Origin of the sequence: Geomonas silvestris, assembly GCF_014193515.1 — a bacterium.
Taxonomy (GTDB): domain Bacteria; phylum Desulfobacterota; class Desulfuromonadia; order Geobacterales; family Geobacteraceae; genus Geomonas; species Geomonas silvestris.
On record NZ_BLXX01000004.1, the window covers coordinates 164089 to 187125 of the forward strand.

At 61.9% G+C, this 23037-nt stretch carries 21 protein-coding genes; 1 reads left to right on the top strand and 20 read right to left on the bottom strand.

All coding sequences use genetic code 11. The features are described 5' to 3' along the window. The first annotated feature begins 21 nt into the window (after window positions 1-21). Window positions 22-744 (top strand): TonB family protein, encoded by a 723-nt coding sequence (locus GMST_RS22400; RefSeq protein WP_183354269.1) that lies wholly within the window; start codon window positions 22-24, stop codon window positions 742-744. A gap of 1 nt (window position 745) precedes the next feature. Here GMST_RS22400 and GMST_RS08780 read toward each other — a convergent pair whose 3' ends face one another. The 20 genes from GMST_RS08780 to rimP all read right to left on the bottom strand — a co-directional run bounded on the left by GMST_RS08780 (window position 746) and on the right by rimP (window position 22565). Then, window positions 746-2635 (bottom strand): tetratricopeptide repeat protein, encoded by a 1890-nt coding sequence (locus GMST_RS08780; RefSeq protein ID WP_183354270.1) that lies wholly within the window; start codon window positions 2633-2635, stop codon window positions 746-748. Between the two features lie 63 nt (window positions 2636-2698). Continuing rightward, complete coding sequence (locus GMST_RS08785) at window positions 2699-4594, bottom strand: transglutaminase TgpA family protein (RefSeq protein WP_183354271.1); 1896 nt, start codon at window positions 4592-4594, stop codon at window positions 2699-2701. Then, window positions 4581-5417, bottom strand: coding sequence for a DUF58 domain-containing protein (locus tag GMST_RS08790; protein WP_308936487.1), 837 nt, complete (start codon window positions 5415-5417; stop codon window positions 4581-4583). Before GMST_RS08790 ends, GMST_RS08785 begins: the two co-directional genes overlap by 14 nt. A gap of 26 nt (window positions 5418-5443) precedes the next feature. Further along, a complete protein-coding gene (locus tag GMST_RS08795; protein WP_183354415.1) occupies window positions 5444-6361 on the bottom strand; it encodes an AAA family ATPase in 918 nt (305 codons plus the stop codon). A 307-nt stretch (window positions 6362-6668) separates the two neighbouring features. Further along, a complete protein-coding gene (locus GMST_RS08800; RefSeq protein WP_183354272.1) occupies window positions 6669-7424 on the bottom strand; it encodes a 7-carboxy-7-deazaguanine synthase QueE in 756 nt (251 codons plus the stop codon). After that, window positions 7417-7785 carry a 6-carboxytetrahydropterin synthase QueD gene (queD, locus tag GMST_RS08805; RefSeq protein WP_183354273.1) on the bottom strand — a complete coding sequence of 123 codons (369 nt, stop codon included), beginning with the start codon at window positions 7783-7785 and terminating at the stop codon, window positions 7417-7419. Before queD ends, GMST_RS08800 begins: the two co-directional genes overlap by 8 nt. A 627-nt stretch (window positions 7786-8412) precedes the next feature. After that, window positions 8413-8769 carry a hypothetical protein gene (locus tag GMST_RS08810; protein WP_183354274.1) on the bottom strand — a complete coding sequence of 119 codons (357 nt, stop codon included), beginning with the start codon at window positions 8767-8769 and terminating at the stop codon, window positions 8413-8415. A 21-nt stretch (window positions 8770-8790) separates the two neighbouring features. Further along, on the bottom strand, window positions 8791-9399 hold the full coding sequence (locus tag GMST_RS08815; RefSeq protein ID WP_183354275.1) for an L-threonylcarbamoyladenylate synthase: 609 nt from the start codon (window positions 9397-9399) through the stop codon (window positions 8791-8793). Between the two features lie 3 nt (window positions 9400-9402). Next, on the bottom strand, window positions 9403-10506 hold the full coding sequence (locus GMST_RS08820; protein WP_183354276.1) for an aminopeptidase: 1104 nt from the start codon (window positions 10504-10506) through the stop codon (window positions 9403-9405). A 44-nt stretch (window positions 10507-10550) separates the two neighbouring features. Then, the gene (gene dut / locus GMST_RS08825) at window positions 10551-10994 is read right to left on the bottom strand and encodes a dUTP diphosphatase (protein ID WP_183354277.1); all 444 of its coding nucleotides are present in this window, start codon (window positions 10992-10994) and stop codon (window positions 10551-10553) included. A gap of 1 nt (window position 10995) precedes the next feature. After that, the gene (locus tag GMST_RS08830) at window positions 10996-12252 is read right to left on the bottom strand and encodes a M16 family metallopeptidase (RefSeq protein ID WP_183354278.1); all 1257 of its coding nucleotides are present in this window, start codon (window positions 12250-12252) and stop codon (window positions 10996-10998) included. Between the two features lie 47 nt (window positions 12253-12299). Next, window positions 12300-14390, bottom strand: a complete 2091-nt coding sequence (gene pnp, locus GMST_RS08835) for a polyribonucleotide nucleotidyltransferase (RefSeq protein ID WP_183354279.1) — start codon at window positions 14388-14390, stop codon at window positions 12300-12302. Window positions 14391-14567: 177 nt separating this feature from the next. After that, window positions 14568-14834 carry a 30S ribosomal protein S15 gene (gene rpsO, locus GMST_RS08840; protein ID WP_183354280.1) on the bottom strand — a complete coding sequence of 89 codons (267 nt, stop codon included), beginning with the start codon at window positions 14832-14834 and terminating at the stop codon, window positions 14568-14570. Window positions 14835-14952: 118 nt separating this feature from the next. Beyond that, entirely contained in the window at window positions 14953-15843 is an 891-nt protein-coding gene (truB, locus tag GMST_RS08845) for a tRNA pseudouridine(55) synthase TruB (protein ID WP_183354281.1), read from the bottom strand. Continuing rightward, window positions 15843-16817 (bottom strand): DHH family phosphoesterase, encoded by a 975-nt coding sequence (locus GMST_RS08850; protein WP_281379998.1) that lies wholly within the window; start codon window positions 16815-16817, stop codon window positions 15843-15845. Before GMST_RS08850 ends, truB begins: the two co-directional genes overlap by 1 nt. Further along, entirely contained in the window at window positions 16783-17157 is a 375-nt protein-coding gene (locus GMST_RS08855) for a ribosome-binding factor A (protein WP_183354282.1), read from the bottom strand. Before GMST_RS08855 ends, GMST_RS08850 begins: the two co-directional genes overlap by 35 nt. A 225-nt stretch (window positions 17158-17382) precedes the next feature. Beyond that, complete coding sequence (gene infB / locus GMST_RS08860) at window positions 17383-20256, bottom strand: translation initiation factor IF-2 (RefSeq protein ID WP_183354283.1); 2874 nt, start codon at window positions 20254-20256, stop codon at window positions 17383-17385. Further along, on the bottom strand, window positions 20257-20850 hold the full coding sequence (locus GMST_RS08865) for a DUF448 domain-containing protein (protein WP_183354284.1): 594 nt from the start codon (window positions 20848-20850) through the stop codon (window positions 20257-20259). 5 nt (window positions 20851-20855) lie between these two features. Continuing rightward, window positions 20856-22040, bottom strand: coding sequence for a transcription termination factor NusA (nusA, locus tag GMST_RS08870; RefSeq protein WP_246399316.1), 1185 nt, complete (start codon window positions 22038-22040; stop codon window positions 20856-20858). Window positions 22041-22085: 45 nt separating this feature from the next. After that, complete coding sequence (rimP, locus tag GMST_RS08875; protein WP_183354285.1) at window positions 22086-22565, bottom strand: ribosome maturation factor RimP; 480 nt, start codon at window positions 22563-22565, stop codon at window positions 22086-22088. Window positions 22566-23037 lie beyond the last annotated feature (472 nt).

Here is a 23037-nt window from a genome sequence, read left to right on the forward strand (position 1 = left end):
GGCGGGAGGAAGGCTGGGGGCATGACAGAAGCACTGCAAGAGACTGAAGCAATCGCGCACCTTACGGTGAACCGAAAACTGGTACTGGGACTGGTAGCGTCACTGTTTCTGCATCTTGGTGCCGCCGCGGTCCTGATCTCCCTCTCCGGGAGCCAACCGGCGCACGTCCCCGCCGTTACCTACGTCGATCTGAAGTCGGTGCCGTCTCCGGCTCCACCCTCCGCCCCCCCGAAGCAGGAAACCGCTACCCCGCCCGTGACGCCCGAACCTCCGGTGCAGCCGGCTCCCGCCGAACCGGTAAAGCGGCAGCCCGTCGAAACCCCACCCGCCCAGCCGGCCACCCCGCCGCAAGCGAAACCCGATGAAGACCGCTCCCATACCGTCCTGGGACTCGGCCTCACCAGGGGCTACTTCAAGAGCCTGGGCGAAGGGGACACCTTGCGCGACGACATCAAGGCGTACTACCTGGACATGCTGCAGGTGATCAACGAGAAGTGGTGGATGAACGAGGAGATAGACAAGCGGCGCGTCGCACCGGTGGTGGTGTTGCTCGCCGTGGCACGCAACGGATCGATCTTGGAGGCGAGAATCTCGGAGAGTTCGGGCAACCGCCAGTACGACAAGGCGGTGCTCGATTCGATAGCGAAGGCGGGGCCGCTCCCCCCGCTCCCCGCCAGTTACGACATGCAGGTCTTCCTGGCACCGATCCGCCTGGTGCCCCCGCTCAACCTGATGGGCTGGTAACCTAGGGCACCAGCTCCTCTTCTTCCGGCTCGAGCTCGATGATGTCGAGCCCCTCCTCGCCGGCCAGCGCCCCGATCCGCTCCGCCACGTGGTGAAACCCCGGGTTGTCCCGGTACACCTGGCGGTACAGATCGAGCGCCTCCTCAACCTTTCCCGAACCTTCCAGCAGATCGGCGAGCTCGTAGCGGAGGCTGGTGCGCTCGGCATCTCCCAGAAGTTCCAGGGCAAGCCCCCGCTGCAAAAGCTCCTGCGCCTGGTCGGACTCACCCATCTCGCGGTAGCAGATCGACTGGAGGATCAGGCAGTCCAACCGACGCCGTTCATTTCCCGCGGCGAGGGCGAACTCCTTGACGGCACCGGCCAGTTTCCCCATCTCCTTGTAGGCGATCCCCAGGTCGTAGTGGGATTCCAGCTCGTCAAGGTCGCGGGCCGCGTCGGGCGCCAGAGCCTCAGGGAAGATTTCCTGCCAGCCGCGGCTGGTGCGCTCCTCGACAGCACGGATCTCTTCCGCGGCCCGGGCCGCTTCGGCAAGACGCGCGGCCTCCGCCAGTCGGGCTTCTTCCGCCAAGCGCGCGGCCTCGGCGGCGCTCGCCTCCTCTTCCAGGCGGGCCGCCTCGGCTACCCGCTCCTCTTCAGCCAGGCGCTCAGCCTCTACAGCAGCCTGCTGGGCCTCTTCCGCCTCTTTGGCGGCAGCTTGTTGGCGCGCCTCTTCGGCCGCCTCGGCTGCACGGCTCTCCTCGGCTGCAGCTGCGAGTTCCGTGACGCTGGCGGCCTCCTCCGACTCCGTTTCCAGTTCCAGGGAGAGATCGATCTCTTCCGGCCAGTCCAGTTCCAGCATCCCCGCAGCTTCCGCAGCGGGAGGGGCGGGAGCCTCGGAAACTCCGCCGAACGACGGGAGATCGCCGAAGGACGGCAGTTCGGGTGCGGCAGGCTCCGGAGCTGCCGTGGCGGCGAAGGGGTTGTGCTCGTCAGCATTGAGCGAATGCGAGAAGTCGAGCGGCAGGTCGATCTCGGGAACCGGAGGAGCCGCCGCCTCGGCCGGATCGCTCAGATCGAGATCCAGCTCGCCGTGCGATTCCCAGGGGAGCGGTGCCACGGACGAGGCAACGGGTGCGGCCGTCAGCTCCAGCTCCGGAGTCTCCCAGGAAGCGGGGAGTTCGTCACCCGGCACCCCGGGAAATTCGGCGACAGCATCATAGGGCGATGCCGGCAGATCCAACTCCCGCGCGGCAGGATCGTACACCGGCGGCACAGCAGACTGCACGGCGGCCAGGGGAGTCTCAGGCGTCTGGCGTTCGGGAAACAGCTCGGCAATCCGGTCGGTGACCTGGGCAAGGGCGGCACGGTCGGAGCCGTTTCTAAGCTGTGCGGCGTAGCTGTCGAACTCCTCGAAAGAGCGTTCCGGGTCGCCCGAGGCGTACAGGAGCTCCGCGAGTTTCAAGCGGGTCGCCGCGGGAACCCCGTCCACGGAAAGCATCCGGTCCAGTACCTTGACAGCTCCCTTCAGGTCCCCTTCTTTTTCGTACTGGGTCGCCACCTGGCCGTACTCGGCAAGCGCGTTGCCGTTTAGCCCCTGCTTGGCGTTCAGCTCCGCCAGGTGCAGCGCCACGTCTTTACTTTCAGGAACCAGCCGCTGGATCTGCTTGTAGACGGCAATCGCCTTGAGGTAGTAGGAGTTGTCGGCGTAGTGCCTGGCGATGTCCTCGTACTGCACGATCGCCTCGTCCTTGCGGTTGTCGCGCACCAGCAACTCGGCGAGACGCTGCCGGTGCCTGACCTCCTTGGGGTCGAGTACCACTACCTGCTGGTAGTCCTTGATCGCCTTGTCGATCTGGCCTTTGAGAACGAAACGCTGCGCACTTTCCAGTATTTTGTCTTTTTTCGAAGCCAAGGGGCTGCCTCATATCTCGCAGAAATAAGTCGCTGCTAAAACTAAAACAATCACGCGCGGGTGTCAAGGATGATGCTGATTGATACCGCGCACAAGCCGCTTAAGATTTTCCAATTCCACAGGTTGCAGCCGACGATCCCCGTAGAGCGCGGATCCGTAGATGATTGCGAACTCTCGGACCTGCGGATCTCCGGTACGCTGCGCCAGGTCGAAGAGACCGCTACGCTCCACGGTAAGCGTCGGGTAACGCCGGGCCACCGCCCGCAGGAAGCGCCGCAGCAGCCGCTCTTCACGGCTCACCGAGCGCCCGAGGTACCAAAGGACCGCCGCACCCAGCGGCAGCAGCCAAGAAAGCCCGACCAATGTCCCCTTTAGGGAGAAAGCGGGCAGGTGCAGTTGGCGCACCGCCCCCCCCGCCTTGCGCACCAGGGAGATCTGTTTGTCCAGGTCGTAGCTGATAACCGCCTTGTTCCAATAAAAACCGAGGGCATCGGCGTACATGCGCAAGGTGTCGCCCAGCGCGGCCTGGCGGCCGAATCCTATCGACCAGGCGGTGGGATCGACGGTCACCCAGCCTCTTCCGTCCAGGTAGGCCTCGACCCAGACGTGCGCCATGTCCTCGGTCACCTGGTAGTACCCCCCCATCTGGTTGTAGTTCCCCCCGCGGTAGCCCCCCACCAACCGCGCCGGAACGCCGGCGAGCCTCAGCAGGATAGCGGAACTCGAGGCGAAGAACTCGCAACTCCCCCGTTTTTTGCCGAACAAGAAGTCGTCGAGCGCGTCGTTGCCGACCGGCAGCCCGCTTGTGGCGTAGGAGATGCGCTGGCTGCGCACGAAGCGCTCCAAAAGCCGCAGCTTGTCGGCATCGCTGCGCCCGGACTGGGAAAGTTGCCGTGCGGCTTCTCTCATCCGGGGCGACACCTGGGCCGGAACTCCCAGGTAGAAGTCGCGGTCTATGCCTCCGTTCACCCGGACCAGGTCCGAGAGCGTGGAGACCGCCTCGTATTTCACCCGTTTGTCCAGGGGGGCACGCGCCTTAAACACCACGTCCGCTTCGTTTACCGAGCGCAGGCCGCTTATCTGGCGCGGGATGTTCAGGGCAACCAGGTAGGGGCTGTTCGAAGGCTCCGGGTAGATCTCCTGGCGGACCTGCTCGGCACTGCCGGGAACCATGCTGCGCTCCTGCGGTCCAGGAACCCGGACCCAGGCGTTTCCCTCCAGGGCGTTCAAGACGATCCCGCGCCAGTAGAGCCTGTTCTCGGGAACTTTGGGGCTGCTGGCCCGCAGCACCACCGCCTTCACTTCGGTTACGCTGGCGGCAGCTCCCGGTTTGACCTTGTCGCTGAACCCCGCCCGGTTGCCGCCACCGCGGTTCAGGAAATCCCAGAGCGGAAACTGGGTTCTCGGGAGTATCACGAAGAGAACCAGCAAGATGGGGAGCGCCGCCACCGGCATGAGTCCCGCAACGCCCAGCACCTTTTTGAGCTGCGGATGCTCGAGGGCCAGGTCGGCGTCGTGCGCGTGAAAGGTGAGTACCACCAGGGAAACCGCCAAGAGCAGGAGCAGCGCCAAGAGGTAGACCAGGAAAAGTGCCGAAAGGTTGTACAGCGACGAGGCGGCCAGGCAAAAAAGCGCCAGCGCGAAGATCTGCAGGTAGTTACGGCCGCTCTTTTCTCCCACCAGGCGTACGCTCAGAAACATGACCAGAAGGTTCGCGGTGACCGAAAGCAGGTTGTCCCGGTTCATCCCCGAAGCGTAGTAGAGAAAGAGCAGGATCGACGCGGGGGTCAAGATCCTGCCGGAGAGAGTGCGGCCGCTGCGCTGCTGGTACCAGGCCGCGACAAGGCCCGCCGGAAAACACCAGGTCGCCAGCGGGTCCAGGTAGGGCGCGAGCGGCAGGTAGCCGATCAGGGCGACGCACAGCGTCAGGGTGCTGAGTACGGATTTAACTCTGACCATATAAGGCAAGCTCTCCGAGCAGTTTCAGGCGATGGCTGCGGCTCGAGTCCGGTGCGATGACCCGCTGGGAAAGCTTGAGCCCCACGGCCCTCCCGCCGCGCACCAGACGGTTCACCAGGAACGTTCCATACCCTAGGCGCTCCTCCAGGTCCCGCCCCGGCAGGGAATCCACCTCGATGAGCACCGGGTCCGTGGCAGTGGAGGTGAGGTGTTTCACCTTGTAGTCCTCGTGCTTGGCGGAGAGCCGCCAATGGATCAGCTTGAGCGGCTCGCCCCCCTGGTAGTCGGAAATCTTGGCGAGTTCACCTTCGTGCCCCGGCGCAGCCTGGCTCTGTGCGGTGCCGCTCTCCGGCTTGCCCAGCCCGGCCGGAAGCGCAAAGGAGCGCGGCGCGGGAAAAACCAGCACGCTCCCGGCAACCGGAACCCGGATATAGCGCACGAAGAAGTTGACCGGAAAGGACGAACTGATCAGCGCCACCGGGAGTTCGAACCTGCCGCGCGCGGGAAAAGCGATGAAAAGCGAACCTGTCTGCGGCTTGCGCGGATCGAGCAGGAGAAAACTGGCGGGATGTCCCAGGAGGGTTGCGGTGATCAGAAAGGAAGGGAGCCGCTTCTTGCGGTTTTCGACACGTACGGTGAGCTGGGTGGAGAGGCCGGCGTAGACCTCGTCGGGCAGGCGCACCGACACGGTGAGTCCGCGGATGTTGAGCCAGCCCAAGAGGCCCGAGACCGCCATGAAGCCGAGCATGGCGGAGACCACCAGAAAAAGCAGGTTGTTCCCGGTATTGACGGCGGCCACCCCCAAAAGCAGCGTGGCCGCCACGTAAAGCCCCCCTCCCTTGGTCAGCTTTATGTGAGAGGGAGCGGAATCTCTTGCAGCAGTGCGTTTAATAATTGCTCCTTGTCCACCCCTTCCTGTTCGGGGCGGAAGATCAGCCGGTGCGCGCAGACCACCGGGGCCACTTCCCGGACGTCCTCGGGAACCACGAAGGGGCGCCCGGCCAGGTACGCCGCCGCCTTGGCGGCCTCCACAAGCCCGATGCCGCCGCGGGTGGAGATGCCGGTCTGGATGAGCGGGTGGTTCCGCGTCGCGGCGATAATGGCGTAGACGTAGTCGGTAACCTTTTCGCCCAGGTACACCTGGTGCCGGACCGCCTCGATCGCCTCCACCAGGTCCCGGTGCGTGACCAGGGCCGGGATGTGCAGGATTTCGTCGCGGATCGAACCGTGCATCAAGATCTCCTTTTCGATCTCCTCGGGAGGGTAGCCGATGCCGGTACGCATGACGAAACGGTCCATCTGGGATTCGGGGAGCGGAAAGGTCCCCACCTGTTCCGCCGGGTTCTGCGTGGCCAAGACCAGGAAGGGATCCGGCAGCTGGTAGGTGACCCCTTCGACGGTGACCCGGCGCTCCTCCATCGCCTCCAGAAGTGCGCTTTGGGTCTTGGGCATGGCCCGGTTGATCTCGTCGATCAGCACGATGTTGTTGAAGATGGGGCCCTTGACGAAGCTGAAGCGCCCTTCGTTGCGGTCGTAGATGGAAAGTCCCGTGATGTCCGAGGGGAGCAGGTCGCTCGTGCACTGCACCCGGCCGAAGGAAAGCCCGAGCGCGCTGGCGAAGGCAAGCGCCATGGTGGTCTTGCCGAGGCCGGGGATATCTTCCAAAAGGATGTGGCCGCCGGTCAGAAGCGCCATCAGGCAAAGGCGCAGCGCCCTCCCCTTCCCTTTCAGGTGTTTGCCGGAGAGATTCTCCAGGACCGCGACCATCTCGTCTCGTTTTGCCAGGCTGTGCAAGATTACCCCCATCAAGAACCAAACCGTCTCATTGTAGCAGAAAGCCCAAGGAAGAGAAAAGGGGCCCGCTATGGGCCCCTTGTTGTTTCATCCAGCAAGATTTAGAGACCGTTCCCCCCCCCCTTGACGGAAGGGGGTCAGGGGGTGGGTGAAGCTGCCATCGGCGATGAGATGGCGCCGTCCCCCTCACCCGCAGGGGGGAGGGGACCCTGTTGAAGGTTAGCATTTCCTAGATGCGAGGTTGTTCTTCGGCATTACGCGAGTAACGCGCATCGGTCTTCTACAAAACCCCGAGAAACTTATGTGTCTGCGGAATCACCCGCACCTCGTCGAGCAGCACACCGGCCACTTCCTGAAGTTCCAGGGCGCGCCGCGAAGAGATGGCGAGCCTCCCCTCCGGCAGGGTCATGGGCTGCAGGATGAGCGGGATCTTCCGGTCGACCTCCGCAATCATGCGGCAGCTCAGCTCGACCTCTTCGTTCGTCGTTGTCGCCCCGGCCACGAGCTTTACGTACACGCTCTTCTGGGCGGCAAGCTCCAGGAACTGCCGGTGTTCTTCCCAAAGCGGCTGACAACCCGTGGCGGAAGGGAGCTTGAAGTCCATCCCGATGTAGTCCAGGTGCGGCAATAAGGGAGCAAGGGCCTTGGGGAGGGTCCCGTTGGTCTCGAGGTAGATCGGGAGGAGCTTTCTCAGCTCCGGAAGCCACTGTTCCAGTATGCGCCCGTGCAGAAGCGGCTCGCCGCCGGTAATGCTTATGGAGTGATGCAGTCCGGGCCAGTTCCGGGTCCACCCTCGAATCAGCTCTACGATCCGCTCGCAGGTCACCGGGTTTGCCACCCGGACCAGGTCTTCCCGGCCCGGCGTCTGCTCCAGGATGCATTCCGCAGGGACCTCAGACATCCCCGGGGTATCGCAGAACGAGCAGTTCAGGTTGCAACCGGCAAAGCGTAGGAAAACCTGGCGCAGGCCAACCTGCATCCCCTCCCCCTGGATGGAGGAGAAGCATTCGACCAGGGGGGCCGGCTCTCTACTCATAGTAGCTCGCCGCCGCGTAGTCGGACTCCCAGACCGTGACCATCTCCACCTTCACCTTGTCGGAACCGAAGATCTTGGTGAGTTCGACGTAGAGGTAGCGGGCGATGTTCTCGGAGGAAGGGGAAAGGTCCTTGAAGGGGCCGAGTTCGTTCAGGTATTTGTGGTCGAGAGTCTTCAAGAGCGTGTTCGTCTCGCGCTTGAGGATCTTGAAGTCGATCCCGAGGCCCGCCTTGTCAAGTTCGGCGGTGGTGATGGAGACTTCAACCTTCCAGTTGTGGCCGTGCAGATTCTCGCAATCGCCCTGGTAGTTGATAAGGTTGTGTGCCGCAGCGAACGCGGTATGTATGGTAAGACGGTACATAGTTCCCTCCAGTTCTCATTGGTATGACCGTGCCAATATAGCACGGCGCTTTTTTCAAAACCAGAAAACACCGCCGCAGCCCCCGTAGGGGCGCCAATTTTTTTCGAACCCACGGACTTTCTGGAGGGCCGCCGCCGGTTTTTTCAAACCGGCGGACTTTTGTAGCAAATGGGCGCCGAATTTTTCAAACCGGAGTATTTTTAAATCAAAAAGCCGCCGACTTTTCCAAACCGGAAGATTTTTAAATCATAAAGCCGCCAACTTTTCGAAACCGGAAGATTTTTGAATCAAAAAGCCGCCAACTTTTTCAAACGGGAAGATTTTTAAATCAAAAAGCCGCCGACTTTTTCAAACGGGAAGATTTTTAAATCAAAAAGCTGCCGACTTTTTCAAACGGGAAGATTTTTAAATCAAAAAGCTGCCGACTTTTTCAAACTCGAAGTTTTTTAAATCAAAAAGCCGCCAACTTTTTCAAACCGGAGAATTTTTGAATCAAACAGCCGCCGACTTTTTAAACGGCGGACTTTGGTAAAAAAAGTCCGCCAAGTTTTCAAACCGGCGGACTTTGTAGCAAATGGTCTGAAGCTAAGACAACCGGGGTTTCACAGTATTCGGGAGGGAGTCCAGCTAGATGTTGATGCTTTCGCCACGCTGCAAAAGGGGAGCCTCGGTAGGCGTGGTGAAGGAGTTGTAGGCGAGTGCGAAGAAAAGTACCACCATGGAGATGAGCATGACGACGGTCGGCACCAGGCGCACCTCGCGCTCGTTACCGCCAGCCTGAACCAAGCCTGCAGCGGCGACCAGTACCCCGCAGCCGCCGCACACGCCGCCGAGGAAGAACCCAAGGAAGGTGAGTCTTACTTCTCCGCCGATCCCCAGCATCAGGAAATCGGCGGCCTGGGCCGGGTAGAAGGTGGCGATGATCACGCAGATCACCCCGGCCAACATGAACTTGAGGCCGCTACGGACCGTTTTCTTACGCATGGTGCCCCTCCGGGCGGCTCGTCATTCGCACCAGCTCACGTCCCCCACCCCTTTGCGGAGCACAGTCGGCACGTCGCCGATCAGGCTGACCACGGAACTTACGTCCGCGGTGAGCTCGCCGCCATCCACCACCACGTCGAGAAGTTTCCCCAGGTCCAGGTCGACCTGCCAGGGATGACCGATCGGCTCCTCGCCGGAGAGGTTCGCACTGGTGGTCACGATAGGATGCCCCAGCGCCTTCACGATCTCGATGCAGATCTTGTTGTCCGGCATCCTGATCCCGACGGTCTTCTGCTTGGTAAGCAAAAGATCCGGGACCACAGAGGCGGCATCGAGCACGAAGGTATAGGGGCCAGGGAGCAGGCGGCGCATCAGTTTGAACGCGTAGTTGCTCACCTTGGCGTAGCGGGCGATCTCGGAGAGATCGGAGCAGATGAAGGAAAACGGCTTCTTGCGTTCGCGCTGCTTGATCTGGTAGATCCGCTCCACCCCTTTTTTGGAGAAGATGCTGCAACCGATGCCGTAGGTGGTGTCGGTAGGGTACGCCACGACGCCACCCTCCTTGAGGACTTCCACCACCTTGGCGATCAGTCGGGGCTGCGGGTTGTCGGGGTTGATCTCGAGAAGCATGCCTTACTCGCTTGGGTTGAGACCCAGAAGTGGCTCGTGGACGAAACGGCCGTCCTTCTGGATCAGGATGTCGTCGAACCAAAGCTCGCCGTCGCCGGCCAGGATCTTTACCATGTCCCAGTGTACCGCCGAACGGTTCCCGTTGTCACACTCGTCATAGGCCTGGCCCGGCGTGAAGTGGATGGACCCGAAGATCTTCTCGTCGAAGAGGATGTTGCGCATCGGAACCCGGATGCGCGGGTTGACGCCGATGGCGAACTCCCCGATGTAGCGTGCTCCCTCGTCGGTGTCGAGGATCCGATTCAACTCCTCATCCATCCCGGGCGAACTGGCGCGCACGATGCGGCCGCGCTCGAATTCGAGACGGATGTTGTTGAACTCCTTTCCCTGGTAGACGGTCGGACAGTTGTAGGTTATGTACCCTTCCACCGAGTCGCGCACCGGTGCGGAGAAGACCTCGCCGTCCGGGATGTTGAGCCTGCCGTCGCACTTGATGCCGGGGAGCCCTTTGAGGCTGAACCTGAGATCGGTGTCGCTTGCCACGATGCGCACCTGGCCGGCGGCGTCGACGCACGCCTTCAGAGCGTCCTGCTTCTGCGATTCAGCCTCCCAGTCCATGCAGCAGGCGGCGAAGAGGTAATCCTCGTACTCGTCCAGGCTCATGCGCGCTTCCTGCGCGGCGCCGTGGGTCGGGTAGCGGGTGATCACCCAGCGGGTGTGCTTCACGCGCTGGTCCTGGATCGGGCGCACCACCTTGGACCAGGCGATCATGTTGGCCTGGTTGGCGCGCGCCATGACCATCGAGTTGTCCGAGGCGGTCAGGCCGATGAAGACGTCCACCTTCTTCATGAACTCGAGCTTGTGCTCGGGGAAATAAGAGATCTGCTCGGCGCTGGCGCCGTTGTAGAAGTAGCGGGTGATATCGGGGAGGGCAAACTCGTACTCGACGTACTTCGCCCCCTTCTCCAGGCAAAGGGCGTAGATCTCCTTCACCAGGGGAGCGGCCTCGAACCCGGCAGCCGAGATCAGCACCACGTCGCCGGCCTTGACCCTGGCCGAGTAGTTCACCAGGACTTCAGCGAGTTGTTTTACGCGAGGATCTTTCATAAGGCACCTCAGTTAGGGAGATGGTGGCGGGAACGCAGGTCCCTTTAGCGCCCGGTGTGGCCGAAGCCGCCCGCGCCGCGCTCGGTCTCGCCCAACTCCTCGACTTCGACGAACCGGGCCCGCTCGTAGCGGGCGAAGACCAACTGGGCGATCCGCTCGCCGTTCTCGATCACGAACGGTTCGTTTCCGTGGTTGATCAGGATCACCCCGACCTCGCCGCGGTAGTCGGCGTCGATGGTCCCCGGCGAGTTCACCAGGGAAATCCCGTGCCGCAGGGCCAGCCCGCTTCTGGGACGCACCTGCGCCTCGTAGCCCGGGGGAATCTCCAGGGCAATGCCGGTCGGCACCAGGGCGCGCTCGCCGGGATGCAGAACGCAAGCTTCTCCCTCGAGCGCGGCGTGCAGGTCGACGCCGGCCGCCTGCTCCGTCATGTAGCACGGGAGATTAGTGGGCCGCAACCTTTTTATTTTTACAGCAATATCGGGCATGTCAGACGATGATATCCGCGGGATGGAACTGTGATGCGCCGACCCTCCCCAGCATCACCAGGGTGAGGGTGGAGTTGTCGAGGATTTCGCCGGCAAGGCCCTGGATGCTCTCCGAGGTCACCTGGTCGAAACCGGCCATGATATCGGATAGCGGCAGAGGGTTGCCGAAGTAGATTTCGTTCTTGGCCAGCCGGGACATCCGGTTGTCGCTCGACTCCAGCGACAAAAGGAGGTTCCCCTTGAGCTGCTCGCGAGCCGCGTCCAGCTGCGCCTCGGGAACCGGCTCGGTCTTGAAACGGCCCAGTTCCTTCAGCATGATTTCCAGAAGTTTGCCGCTGTTTTCCGGAGCGGCACCGGCGTAGACCACCAGGGAACCGGCGTCGGCGTGCGAAGCGATGTACGAGTAGACCGAATAGGCAAGGCCGCTTTTCTCGCGGACTTCCTGAAAGAGGCGCGAACTCATCGAACCGCCCAGGATGGCGTTCATGATGAAGGCGTCGTAGCGGTTGGGATGGTTCTGCTGAACGCCCCGCATCCCCAGGCAGACGTGCACCTGCTCCAGGTCCTTCTCCACCAGTTCGATCCTGCGCTCGTAGCTGGGGCGCTCGGAGGGAACCCGGCCGTGCCCACCCGGGACCGGCTTCAGGTGGTCTTCCAGGAGCCGGACCAGGTCGTCGTGCTCCAGGTTCCCGGCGGCGCTCACGATGATGTCCTCGCCGCGGTACATCTGGTCCTTGTAGCCGATGATCCCGTCGCGCGAGAGACCGGAGACCGAGTTCACGTCGCCCAGGATGGACATCCCCAGGGGGTGTCCCTGCCAGAAGTGCTGGTGGAACAGGTCGTGGATCAGATCGTCGGGGGTATCCTCCATCATGCTGATTTCCTGGAGTACCACGCGGCGTTCTTTTTCGATTTCGTCGGGATCGAAGGTGGAGTGGAGAAACAGGTCGGTCAAGAGGTCGACCGCACGGGGGAGGAACTTGTCCAGGACCTTCGCGTAGTAGCAGACGTACTCGCGGCTGGTGAAGGCGTTCAAAACGCCGCCGACCGAGTCGATCTCCCTGGCGATATCCAGGGAGGAACGACGTTCGGTCCCCTTGAAGAGGAGGTGTTCAATGAAGTGGGCGACGCCGTTTAGCTCCCGCTGCTCATGGCGGGAGCCGTTGGCGACCCAGATACCGATGGAAACGGAGCTGGCGTACGGTATCCGCTCGGAAATGACGCGGATACCGTTATCGAGGACGGTTTTTTTTATCATGGCTCAAACTATACCCGTTAACCCGAATTTTGCCAGACGCTCTTTCATTATTCCTCCAGGGTAAGGCCCAGAGCCTCTTTCCTGGAGAGCTTGATTTTGCCCTGTTTATCGATACCTATGCATTTCACGAGGACCTTGTCCCCCTCATTGAGAATGTCGGTGACGTTCTTAACGCGTTCCTTGTCCAGCTCGGAGACGTGCACCAGGCCGTCGGTACCCGGGAAGATTTCCACGAAGGCGCCGAACTCCATGACCTTCTTGACGGTGCCCATGTAGAGCTTCCCTTCCTCGGCCTCGGCGGTCAGGTTGCGGATCATCTTGATGGCCAGGTCGCAGGCTTCCTTGTTGGTGGAGGCGATGTTGATCTTGCCGGTGTCCTCGATGTCGATGCTGACGCCGGTCGCCTCGGTGACCGAGCGGATGTTCTTGCCGCCGCTACCGATGACGTCGCGGATCTTGTCGACTTTCACCCAGATGGTGGTGATGCGCGGAGCGAAGGCGGAGAGGTCGGCGCGTGCGTTGCCGAGGGTCTTCGCCATCTCGCCCAGGATGTGGATACGCCCTTCTTTGGCCTGGGCCAGCGCGGTCTGCATGATCTCGCGGGTCACGCCGCCGATCTTGATGTCCATCTGCAGTGCGGTGACGCCTTCGGCGGTGCCGGCCACTTTGAAGTCCATGTCGCCCAGGTGGTCTTCGTCACCGAGGATGTCGGAGAGGACGGCGTAGCCCTCGCCTTCCTTGATGAGGCCCATGGCGATGCCGGCCACCGGCGCCTTGATGGGGATACCGGCGTCCATCATGGACATGGATCCGCCGCACACGGTCGCCATCGAGGAGGAGCCGTTACTTTCGGTGATGTCGGAGACGATGCGGATGGTGTAGGGGAAGTCGTCGTGCTTCGGGAGCACCTGCTGCAGAGCGCGCTCGGCCAGGTTGCCGTGGCCGATTTCGCGGCGACCCGGAGCCAGGCGGAAGCTGGTCTCGCCGACGGAGTACGGCGGGAAGTTGTAGTGCAGCAAGAACTTCTTGCGGGAATCGCCGTAGAGCGAGTCGATGCGCTGCTCGTCGACCGAGGTGCCCAGGGTTGCGGCCACGATGGCCTGGGTCTCGCCGCGGGTGAACAGGGCGGAGCCGTGGGCGCGCGGCAGGAAGCCGGCCTCGGTGCTGATGGCGCGGATGGTCTTGGTGTCGCGGCCGTCGATGCGGCTGCCGTCCTTGATGATGTGCTCGCGGACCAGGTTGTACTCGAGGTCCTCGATGAACGCCTTCACCTCTTTCTCGGAACCTTCGAATTCCCCGGCAAGGGCGGCAACGGTTGCGGCGGCGATCTCGTCGATCGCGTCGTGGCGCTCACCTTTGGACTTGATGCGCACGGCAGCCTTCATCTTTTCGAAGGCGAGTTCGCTGACGCGGGCCTTGAGCGCCTCGTTGACGACCGGCGGCTCGATGACGCGCTTGGCGACGGCGGCCTTGGCAGCCAGCTCTTCCTGGGCCTTCAGGACGTCCTGAACGGCGGCCTGGCCGAAGAAGATGGCTTCCAAGAGGTCGTTTTCCTGAACTTCCTTGGCCTCCCCCTCGACCATCAGGATGGCGTCCTTGCTGGCTGCCACGACGATCTCGAGGTCGCTCTGCTCCAGCTCCTCAGCGGTCGGGTTGGCGACGAACTTGCCGTCCACCCGGCCCACCTTCACGCCAGCGATCGGGCCGGCGAAGGGGATGTCGGAAACCATGAGGGCTGCCGAGGCGCCGATCATGGAGAGGATGCCCGGATCGTGATCCTTGTCGGCCGAGATGACGGTCGCCATGATCTGGGTGTCGTTTAAGAAGTTCTCCGGGAACAGCGGACGGATCGGGCGGTCGATCAGGCGGCAGGTCAGGGTCTCGTTGTCCGAGGGACGACCTTCGCGCTTGAAGAAGGAGCCCGGGATCCTGCCGCCGGCGTAGGCCTTCTCCTGGTAGTTGACGGTGAGCGGGAAGAAGCCCTGCCCTTCCTTGGCGGTTTTCAGTGCCACCGCGGTGACGAGGACCATGGTGTCGCCGCTTTTGATCATGACGGCGCCGCTTGCCTGCTTGGCGACTTTACCGGTTTCGATGGTGATGGTTTTGCCGCAGCATTGAGTTTCTACAGTGTGAATCATAATTGGCCTCCAATTGCCAGCTGGGTTGGTGTTGGGGCCGCCGAGAAAAGAGCCTTGCGCGCCGTACCCGGCGCTCAGAGCTTTTTTATCCACGCCCCCAACAAGAAAAGGGCACAAGGCCCTTGGTTAAATGGAAAGGCAATATACCCCAGGCGAGGCATATTGCCTTTTTTCCTACTACCTTCTGATGCCGAGTTTCTCGATGATCGCTTTGTAGCGGTTCACATCCTTGCGCTTCAGGTAATCAAGCAGACCCCTTCTCTGACCGACGATCTTCAAAAGACCGCGACGGCTGTGATGATCTTTCTTGTGGGTTTTGAAGTGCTCGGTGAGGTAGGTGATACGCTCCGAGAGGATGGCGATCTGCACTTCCGGAGAACCCGTATCCGAGTCGTGCAGCTTGTGAGCAGAGATGATCTCCTGCTTCTTTTCAGTTACCAGCATGAATTTTCCCCCTTAGTTTTGGTTGCTTGTTAAGTACTGCACGCGGCGAGGTATGTCCGCGGCAGGGTCAACATCCCACCTTTCTACCACAAAAGGTAGAGAGTGTAAAGAATGAATACTAGTTAAAGCCCCTTGCCAGTCTGAGCCCTCTGACTTTGTCGAAGCGCGCTACTGCCGCAAGACGTCCCGCGACATAGAGTCTTACCTCATCGTCCTGCCTGAGTTCATCCAGCGCACCGGGGGGCAGATCCTGGGCCTGGGGCGCAATGCCGTTGGCTATGCGCCGGCCGGCCTCCTCGCCAAGTTCGTAGGACTTCAGGTGATCGAGCGCCCGGTCCAAGGGCAGGAGAAGGGCCGCCTTGTCCTGCGCCTCCTGCAACTGTTCGAGGGTTATGGCCTCCGCCTCAAGAAACAGCCCGCTTTTAAGCCTTCTCAATTCCAGAAGGTGCGCGCCGCACCCCAGCGCCTCGCCGATATCGCAGGCAAGCGTACGCACGTAGGTGCCGCGCGAACAGCGCACGGTGAAGGCCGCCTCGGGGAGCCGGATCCAGTCGAAGGTAAGCGAGAAGATCTCCACCTCGCGCGGCTCGCGCTCCACCTCTTTTCCCTGGCGCGCCAGCTTGTAGAGCGGAACGCCACCCTGCTTAAGCGCGGAGAACATGGGGGGGAGCTGGGAGAGCTTTCCGGTGAAGCGCGGCACGAGCGCCTCGAGGTCGGCAGGGGTGATCCCCTTCCAGTCGCGCTCGCAAAGTACCTGGCCGGTAAGATCCTGGGTGTCGGTGGCGATCCCCAGGCGAAGCACGGCGCGGTACTCCTTCTCGGACTCGTCCAGGAACTGGATGGCCTTGGTCCCCTCCCCTACCGCGACCGGCAACACACCGGTGGCGAACGGGTCGAGGGTGCCGGTGTGGCCAACCTTCTTCTGGTTAATGGCGCGCCTCACCCTCGAGACGATGTCGTGGGAGGTGACACCGACCGGTTTGTCGATTACGTAAAAACCATCAAGCATCAGCGGGATTTTTCCAGTCGGTCGAATACCAGGGCCTTCACCTCGGCGAGGGAACCTTTGACGACGCAGCCGGCGGCGTTGCGGTGCCCACCGCCCCCAAAAGCCGCGGAGATGGCGGAGACATCCACCTTCCCCTTGCTCCTGAAGCCCACCTTGAACTCCCCTTCCTTCAGCTCGCGGAAGATGAGTGCTACCTCGACGCCGCGGATGCGCCGCGCGAAGTTGATGAAGCCGTCGGTAAGCTCCGCGTTGCCGCCGGTCTGGCGGTACATCTCCTGGGTAACGGTGAGCGAGGCGTACTCGCCCGAGGGAGAGATGGTGAGATCGGAAAGTGCCTGGGCCAGAAGGGTGATCTTCTCGCGGGGGTCGCTCTCGTAGAGCGCCTCGGAGACGTCCCAGGGCTTGACCCCCAGGGCGATCATCTCGCCCGCGATGGCGAAGGACTCGGGGTTGGAGTTGGAATAGTGGAAACTGCCGGTGTCGCTTAAGATCGCGGTGTAGATGCACAGGGCGGTGGCGAAGCTTATCTCGTCCCCGCGCGCCCTGATGATACGGTAGATGAGAGCTGCCGTGGCGCAGGCCGTGGAATCGATGAGGTTGTGCACCCCGAAGTCCTCGCAGCCCAAGTGGTGATCGACGTTGACGAAGCGGGAGATCCGCTTCGAACCGGTGATCGCCTTCCCGGCGCGGCGGAACTCGCCGATGTCCAGGACGAAGCAGACCTCGAAGTCCCGGTCCGGGAGTTCGTGTAGCACCTGGTCCGCCATGGGAAGGAAGCTGCAGTTCTCCGGGACGGAGTCGCACAGGTAGACGGTGACGTCCTTACCCAGGGCGACCAGGTGATTGGCGAGCGCGAGGGTGGAGCCGACAGCATCCGGGTCGGGGCCCTCGTGGCTGGTGATCAGGAACGTCGAGTGGCCGTCGATCTCGGCCGCGATATCAGCTATTACCGCCTGCATCCTTTCCGTCGTCATCAGTGGCACCTATCTCCTTCAAGAGCGATTCGATGTGTTGGCCGTATTCGACCGAGGTGTCGTACTTGAAAAGGACGTCCGGGGTGACACGCAGCTTGAGGGCCTGCCCCAGTTCCTTCCTGATGAAGCCGCGGGCGGAGTTGAGACCGGCTTCGGTATTCTTCTTCTCCTGCTCGGAGCCGATCACCGTGAAATACACGGTGGCCTGGCGCAGGTCGGTGGTTACCTTGACACCGGTGATGGTGACAAAACCGATGCGCGGATCCTTGATCCCCTTGATGAGCAGTTCGGAAATGACTTTGTGGATGGCTTCGGAGACTTTATCGGAACGTTTTACCATAACTTGAAACACTCACTTTACTGGAACGCCCAAGGCGGTTTTACCACCTCGGGCAGCGTTGGTAGGGGCGAGACTGGGTTCGCCGGGTAAACCTCCCTCTCCACTGGCGGGAAAGGGTCGGGGTGAGGGGGAAGCCGGGGACCGTGACCGCGTCACTGCGTAGCTGCTTCACCCACCCCCTGCCCCCTCCCGTCAAGGGAGGGGGTGAGGAGGTAATGGTCTTAATTACAGCTTGCCGGCCACCTTCTCCATCTCGAAGCACTCGAAGATGTCGCCGATCTTGAGGTCGTTGTAGTTCTCAAGCGACATGCCGCACTCGTAGTTGTTGGCGACTTCCTTCACGTCGTCCTTGAAGCGGCGCAGGCTGGAGAGCTTCCCTTCGTAGACCACCACGTTGTCGCGCAACAGGCGGACCTGGGCGTTCCTGACGATCTTGCCGTCCGTGACGTAGGAGCCGGCCACGTTGCCGACCTTGGGTACCGAGAAGACCTCGCGGATCTCGGCGCGACCCAGGTACTTCTCCTTGAAGGTCGGCTCGAGGAGGCCTTCCATCGCCTTCTTGATGTCGTCCACCGCGTCGTAGATGATGTTGTAGAGGCGAACGTCCACCCCTTCCTTCTCGGCGAGTGCCGCGGCCTTGACTTCGGGACGCACGTTGAAGCCGAGGATGATGGCGTTGGAGGCGCTGGCCAGGTTGACGTCGGTCTCGGTGATGGCGCCAACCGAGGCGTGCAGCACGTTGAGACGGATCGCTGCGGTGGTGAGTTTTCTGAGCGATTCGGCAACCGCCTCCACCGAGCCCTGTACGTCGCCCTTGACGATGGTGTTGAGGTCCTTGACCTCGCCCTTCTGGATCTTCTCGTAGAGCTGCTCCAGGGAGAGCTTGCTGTGCTTGGCCAGTTCGGACTCGCGCAGCTTCATCTGGCGGTGGTTGGCGATCTCTTTGGCCTGCTTCTCGTCAGCCATGGCGACGAAGATGTCGCCCGCGTCGGGAACACCGGTGAAGCCGATGACCTCGACCGGCATGGCGGGACCTGCAGCCGGCACCTTCTCGCCGCGGTCGTTCTGCATGGCGCGTACGCGGCCGTAGTGAACCCCGGCCACGAAGTAGTCGCCGACCTTCATGGTCCCTTCCTGAACGAGGACGGTGGCTACCGGGCCGCGGCCCTTGTCGAGTTTCGCCTCGACGATGGTGCCGCGTGCCGCCTTGTCCGGGTTGGCCTTAAGCTCCAGGACGTCCGCCTGCAAAAGGACCATCTCCAGGAGCGACTCGAGGTTGATCCGCTTCTTGGCGGAAACCTCGACGAAGATGGTGTCGCCGCCCCACTCTTCCGCCACCAGCCCGAACTCCATGAGTTCCTGCTTGACGCGGGTCGGGTTCGCCTCGGGCTTGTCGACCTTGTTGATCGCGATGATGATCGGTACGCCGGCGGCCTTCGAGTGGTTCACAGCCTCGCGGGTCTGCGGCATGACGCCGTCGTCCGCTGCCACCACCAGGATGACGATGTCGGTGACCTTGGCACCCCTGGCGCGCATCGCGGTAAAGGCCTCGTGGCCCGGGGTATCCAGGAAGGTGATCTTGCGGCCGTTCAGCTCGACGTCGTAGGCGCCGATGTGCTGGGTGATGCCCCCCGCCTCGCCCGCGATGACGTTGGTCTCGCGGATGGCGTCCAGAAGCGAGGTCTTGCCGTGGTCGACGTGACCCATGATGGTTACGACCGGCGGACGCTTCTGCAGGCTCTCCGGTGCATCCGGCTCGGCCTCCAGCATCTCCTCGACGTCCAGCGCCACGTTTTCGATCTCGTAGCCGAAGTCGGTGGCGAGGATGGTCGCGGTGTCGAAGTCGAGCGGGTGGTTGATGGTGGCCATGACCCCCATCTTCATCAGGGCGCGGATCAGGTCGGTGGCCTTGATCCCCATGCGCTTGGCGAGTTCGCCTACGGTAATCGATTCGCTGATCTTGATAATCCTCTTGATGGCCTTAGGTACGGTGATCTCGGTCTTCTTGCCGATCTGGACCTTCTCGACGCCGCGTTTTTTACCCTTGGAGCGCGGACCGGGCTCGAAGACCCGCTCGCGCTTGTCCATGAGATCCGGCTTTTTGAAGGCTTCCTTTTTACCCTTGCTGGCCGGAGCCCCTTTCTTGCCGTTCTTGGCGTAGTCGGTACCGCCTGCGGGTGCCGGCTTGCGGGCGCCTTTGCGACGGTCGTCGGCACTCAGCGGCACTTCCACCGGAGCAAGCGGCGCCGGACGGTCGGAACGCATGTGCGGAGCAGGACGCTCGCCGGTACGCGGTGCCGGGCGCTCGGTGCCCGGGCGCTCCACGCCGCGCGGCATCCCCGGACGCGGGGCCGGACGCTCGCCGTTTGCCGGACGCTGGTACTCGCGGCGTTCGGCCGGACGCTGGGTGGGAATGGGGATCTCGACGCGGCCGAGGATCTTGGCGCGGGTCGGCGAAGCCTGTTCCGGCTGTGCTTCGACCTTGGGGGGCGCGGCAGGCTGCGCCGGCTGTGCGGCAGCGGGTGCCTGCGGGGCCTGGGCCGGAGCCTCGACCTTATCTGCCGGTTTGGCGGCCTCAGGTGCGGCGGGAGCCGCGGGCTTGGCCTCGACCGGAGTCTCGGGTGCCTTGGCGGCCAAAGCTGCCGGCTTCTGCTCGGCGGCGGACGCCGGTTTCGCGGCTGCAGGTGCCTGCGGAGCCGCCGGCTTCGGGGCTGCCTCGATGATGATGGCGCGACCCGGATCGCGGACCGGCTTCTTGGGCTCCTCGGCAACTTCCTGGACCGGCGCTGCTGCCGGTGCAGCCGGGGCTTCCTGGACCGGCTCGACGGTCGGTGCGGCGGCCTCTGCGGCCTCAGGCTCGGGCGTCTCCACCACTTTCGCACGGCGCCGGATCAGGGTCGGCTTGACCCGGACCTCTTCCTGGGACACTTCTTTGTGGGTCGGCTGCTGCGCCGGGGCGGTAAGTGCCTTGACCACCGAATCTTCCAAAACGGCCATATGATTGGTCACCGGCTCGCCAAGGGCAGCCAACCGTGCCATCAGCTCCTTATTGTCGATCCCCATCTGTTGCGCCAGCTCGTATACGCGGGTTTTACTCATCTACTCACGCTCCTCCTCAAAGAAGTTCCTGTATCTTTCCATTTCCAAACTTATCGAGCCGACAAAGCCGCTGTCCAGTATGGCCAGCACGCTCCTCAACTCTTTACCGATCAGTTCCCCAAGGCGCTCCTTGGTGAACAGGGCCATGCAGGCAACCCCTTTGAGTTCTGCGAGGCCACGAAACTTTTCTCCGATATCCGCCGAGATGTCCGTGGCCAGAAACAGTATGCCGACGCCGCCCTTCTTCAGCTTTTCGGCTACCTGGTCGGAGCCGGAGACGACCTTCCCCCCCTTGTTGGCAAGCGAAAGGTACCCGGCGATGCGTTCTTCCATCTTGGCGCCCACCTGGCGTACCAGCTGTTCGGGGTCGCCCCCCAGCACCTCGGTCTTGAAGCCGCGGCTGAACTGCCTTTTCTGGGCTGCCGCCTTAAGGCAGCTCGCCTTGCAGCAGGTGTACACCCCGCGGCCCGGGAGCTTCTGCTGCAGGTCGGGTACCACGGTGGTGTCGGGGGCCAGGACGAAGCGGATCAGACCGCGCTTGTCCCTGGGTTCCCGGCAGGCTATGCAGCTGCGCTGCGGTTCAGCCTTAGGCATAAATTCTATTCCTGCTCCTCTGCGGCAACCTCGACAACCGGGGCCTCCGCGGCAACCTCGACAACCGGGGCCTCCGCGGCAGCCTCGGCCTCGGCCTCGGCGGCCTCGACTTCGGTTCCGTCATAGGAGGCGAACTGCAAAAGTTCCGCCTCGGCCATGCGGGTTTCGCTCTTGATGTCGATCTTCCAGCCGGTCAGCTTGGCGGCGAGCCGCACGTTCTGGCCGCGCTTGCCGATGGCGAGCGAGAGCTGGTCGTCGGCCACGATGACTTCCATGGCGTACTCTTCCTCGTCGACATAGACCTTGGAGACCACGGCAGGAGCCAGTGCGTTGCAGGCGAAACGGGCGATGTCGTCGCTCCAGGGGATGATGTCGATCTTCTCGCCCCTCAGTTCGGAGACCACGTTCTGCACGCGGCTGCCGCGCATGCCGACGCAGGCGCCGACCGGATCGACGTCGGAGTCGTGCGAGTAGACGGCGATCTTCGCGCGCCCGCCCGGCTCGCGCACGACACCCTTGATCTCCACGATCCCTTCGGCGATCTCCGGCACCTCGGCTTCGAAGAGCTTGGCGAGCATCTGGGGATGGGTGCGCGACAGCATGATCTGCGGCCCCTTGGTGGTCATGCGGATCTCGGTGATGACAGCTTTGACGCGGTCGCCCTGACGGTAGACCTCGCGCGGGGCCTGCTCCTTGTGCGGCAAAAGCGCCTCGGCGCGCCCCAGGTCGACGATGAGGTCGCCCTTCTCGAAGCGGCGCACCACGCCGTTCACGATCTCGTTCATGCGCTCCTGGAACTCGTTGTAGATGGTCTCGCGCTCGGCCTCGCGCACGCGCTGGATGATGACCTGCTTCGCGGTCTGGGCAGCGATGCGGGAGAAGCCGCTGGCGTCCATCTTCATGCCGATGGAGTCGCCCACCTCGACATCCGGATCCTCCTCGCGCGCCTCGACCAGTTCGATCTCGCGATAGGAATCCTCCACTTCGTCCACGACGGTAACGAACTCAAACAGCTCCACTTCACCGATCTCCGGGTTGTAGTGAGCTTCCAGATCGCGGGTATTGCGGAACTTCTTGTTGGCAGCGGTCAGAACGGCCTGTTCCAGCGCCTCCACGACGATGTTCTTGTCGATACCCTTCTCTTTGACGATCTGGTCAATGGTATGCTTGAGGTTAAAGCTCGTTTCCACGTCACTGTCTCCTTCGACTTTCTGATATTGTCAGGTGTAAAAAGATTAAAATTCAAACTCGAGGTTGGCCTTGGCCACCTTTTCCAGCGGGATCGCTGCGTGCTGCCCCTCTTTGAGATCCACGCCGATGACGCCGCCCTCGATCCCGGTCAAGGTGCCGAGGAAGGTCTTGCGCTTGTTCCCCTGGTCGTCGGCCCACATGTCGTAGGTGCGCACCTTGACGAGCTTCCCCGCGTAGCGCTGGAAATCCGCCACCTTTTTCAGGGGCCGGCAGATTCCGGGGGAGGAAACCTCCAGATTGTAGTGACCGGAGATGATATCTTCCACGTCGAGAATGTCAGAAAGCTCGCGACTTACCCCGGCGCAGTCGTCCAGGGTGATGCCGCCTTCCTTGTCCAGGAAAACCCGGACCACCATGTCCCGCCCTTCCCGCTTGTACTCCAGATCAACCAGTTCCATACCGAGCGGAGTCGCGATCTGTTCGATCACCTCGGTGAGTCGTTCAGCTACGTCTACTTTTGCCATAACTTTCGATTTCCCAATAAAAAAAGTGAGCCGGAAGAGCTCACTTTTGAGTGAACATTAACATGTGACCCATTATGTACCACGTACTGTTCCTTTATGCAAGGGATTTTTTTAGGGATTCTTCCCGTTTTTCAGAGACCTGCGGCACGGAACTGGGGCACCGTCGTCTGCTATCTTACCTTTTTTGACAGGAAGGTTGCAGCGGCTTTTTCTACGCCTTCCCTTAGCGGGAACTCAGCCTGAAAACCTGCGCTACATTGTGCATTTCCCATAGGAAACGTGGTTCGCAATGGTACTTGAATGCACCGAAGACAAAGCCTTAACCACAGAGGACACAGAGGCGCACAGAAAAACCGTAAAATCTAAGAGCTAACCACAGAGTAACACAGGGGGAAATCAAAAGGTGCACCGAGGAAAAACTGAGACCTTTGGATTTTCCCCCGTTTTTTGTCTTTCCTCTGTGCTCCCCTGT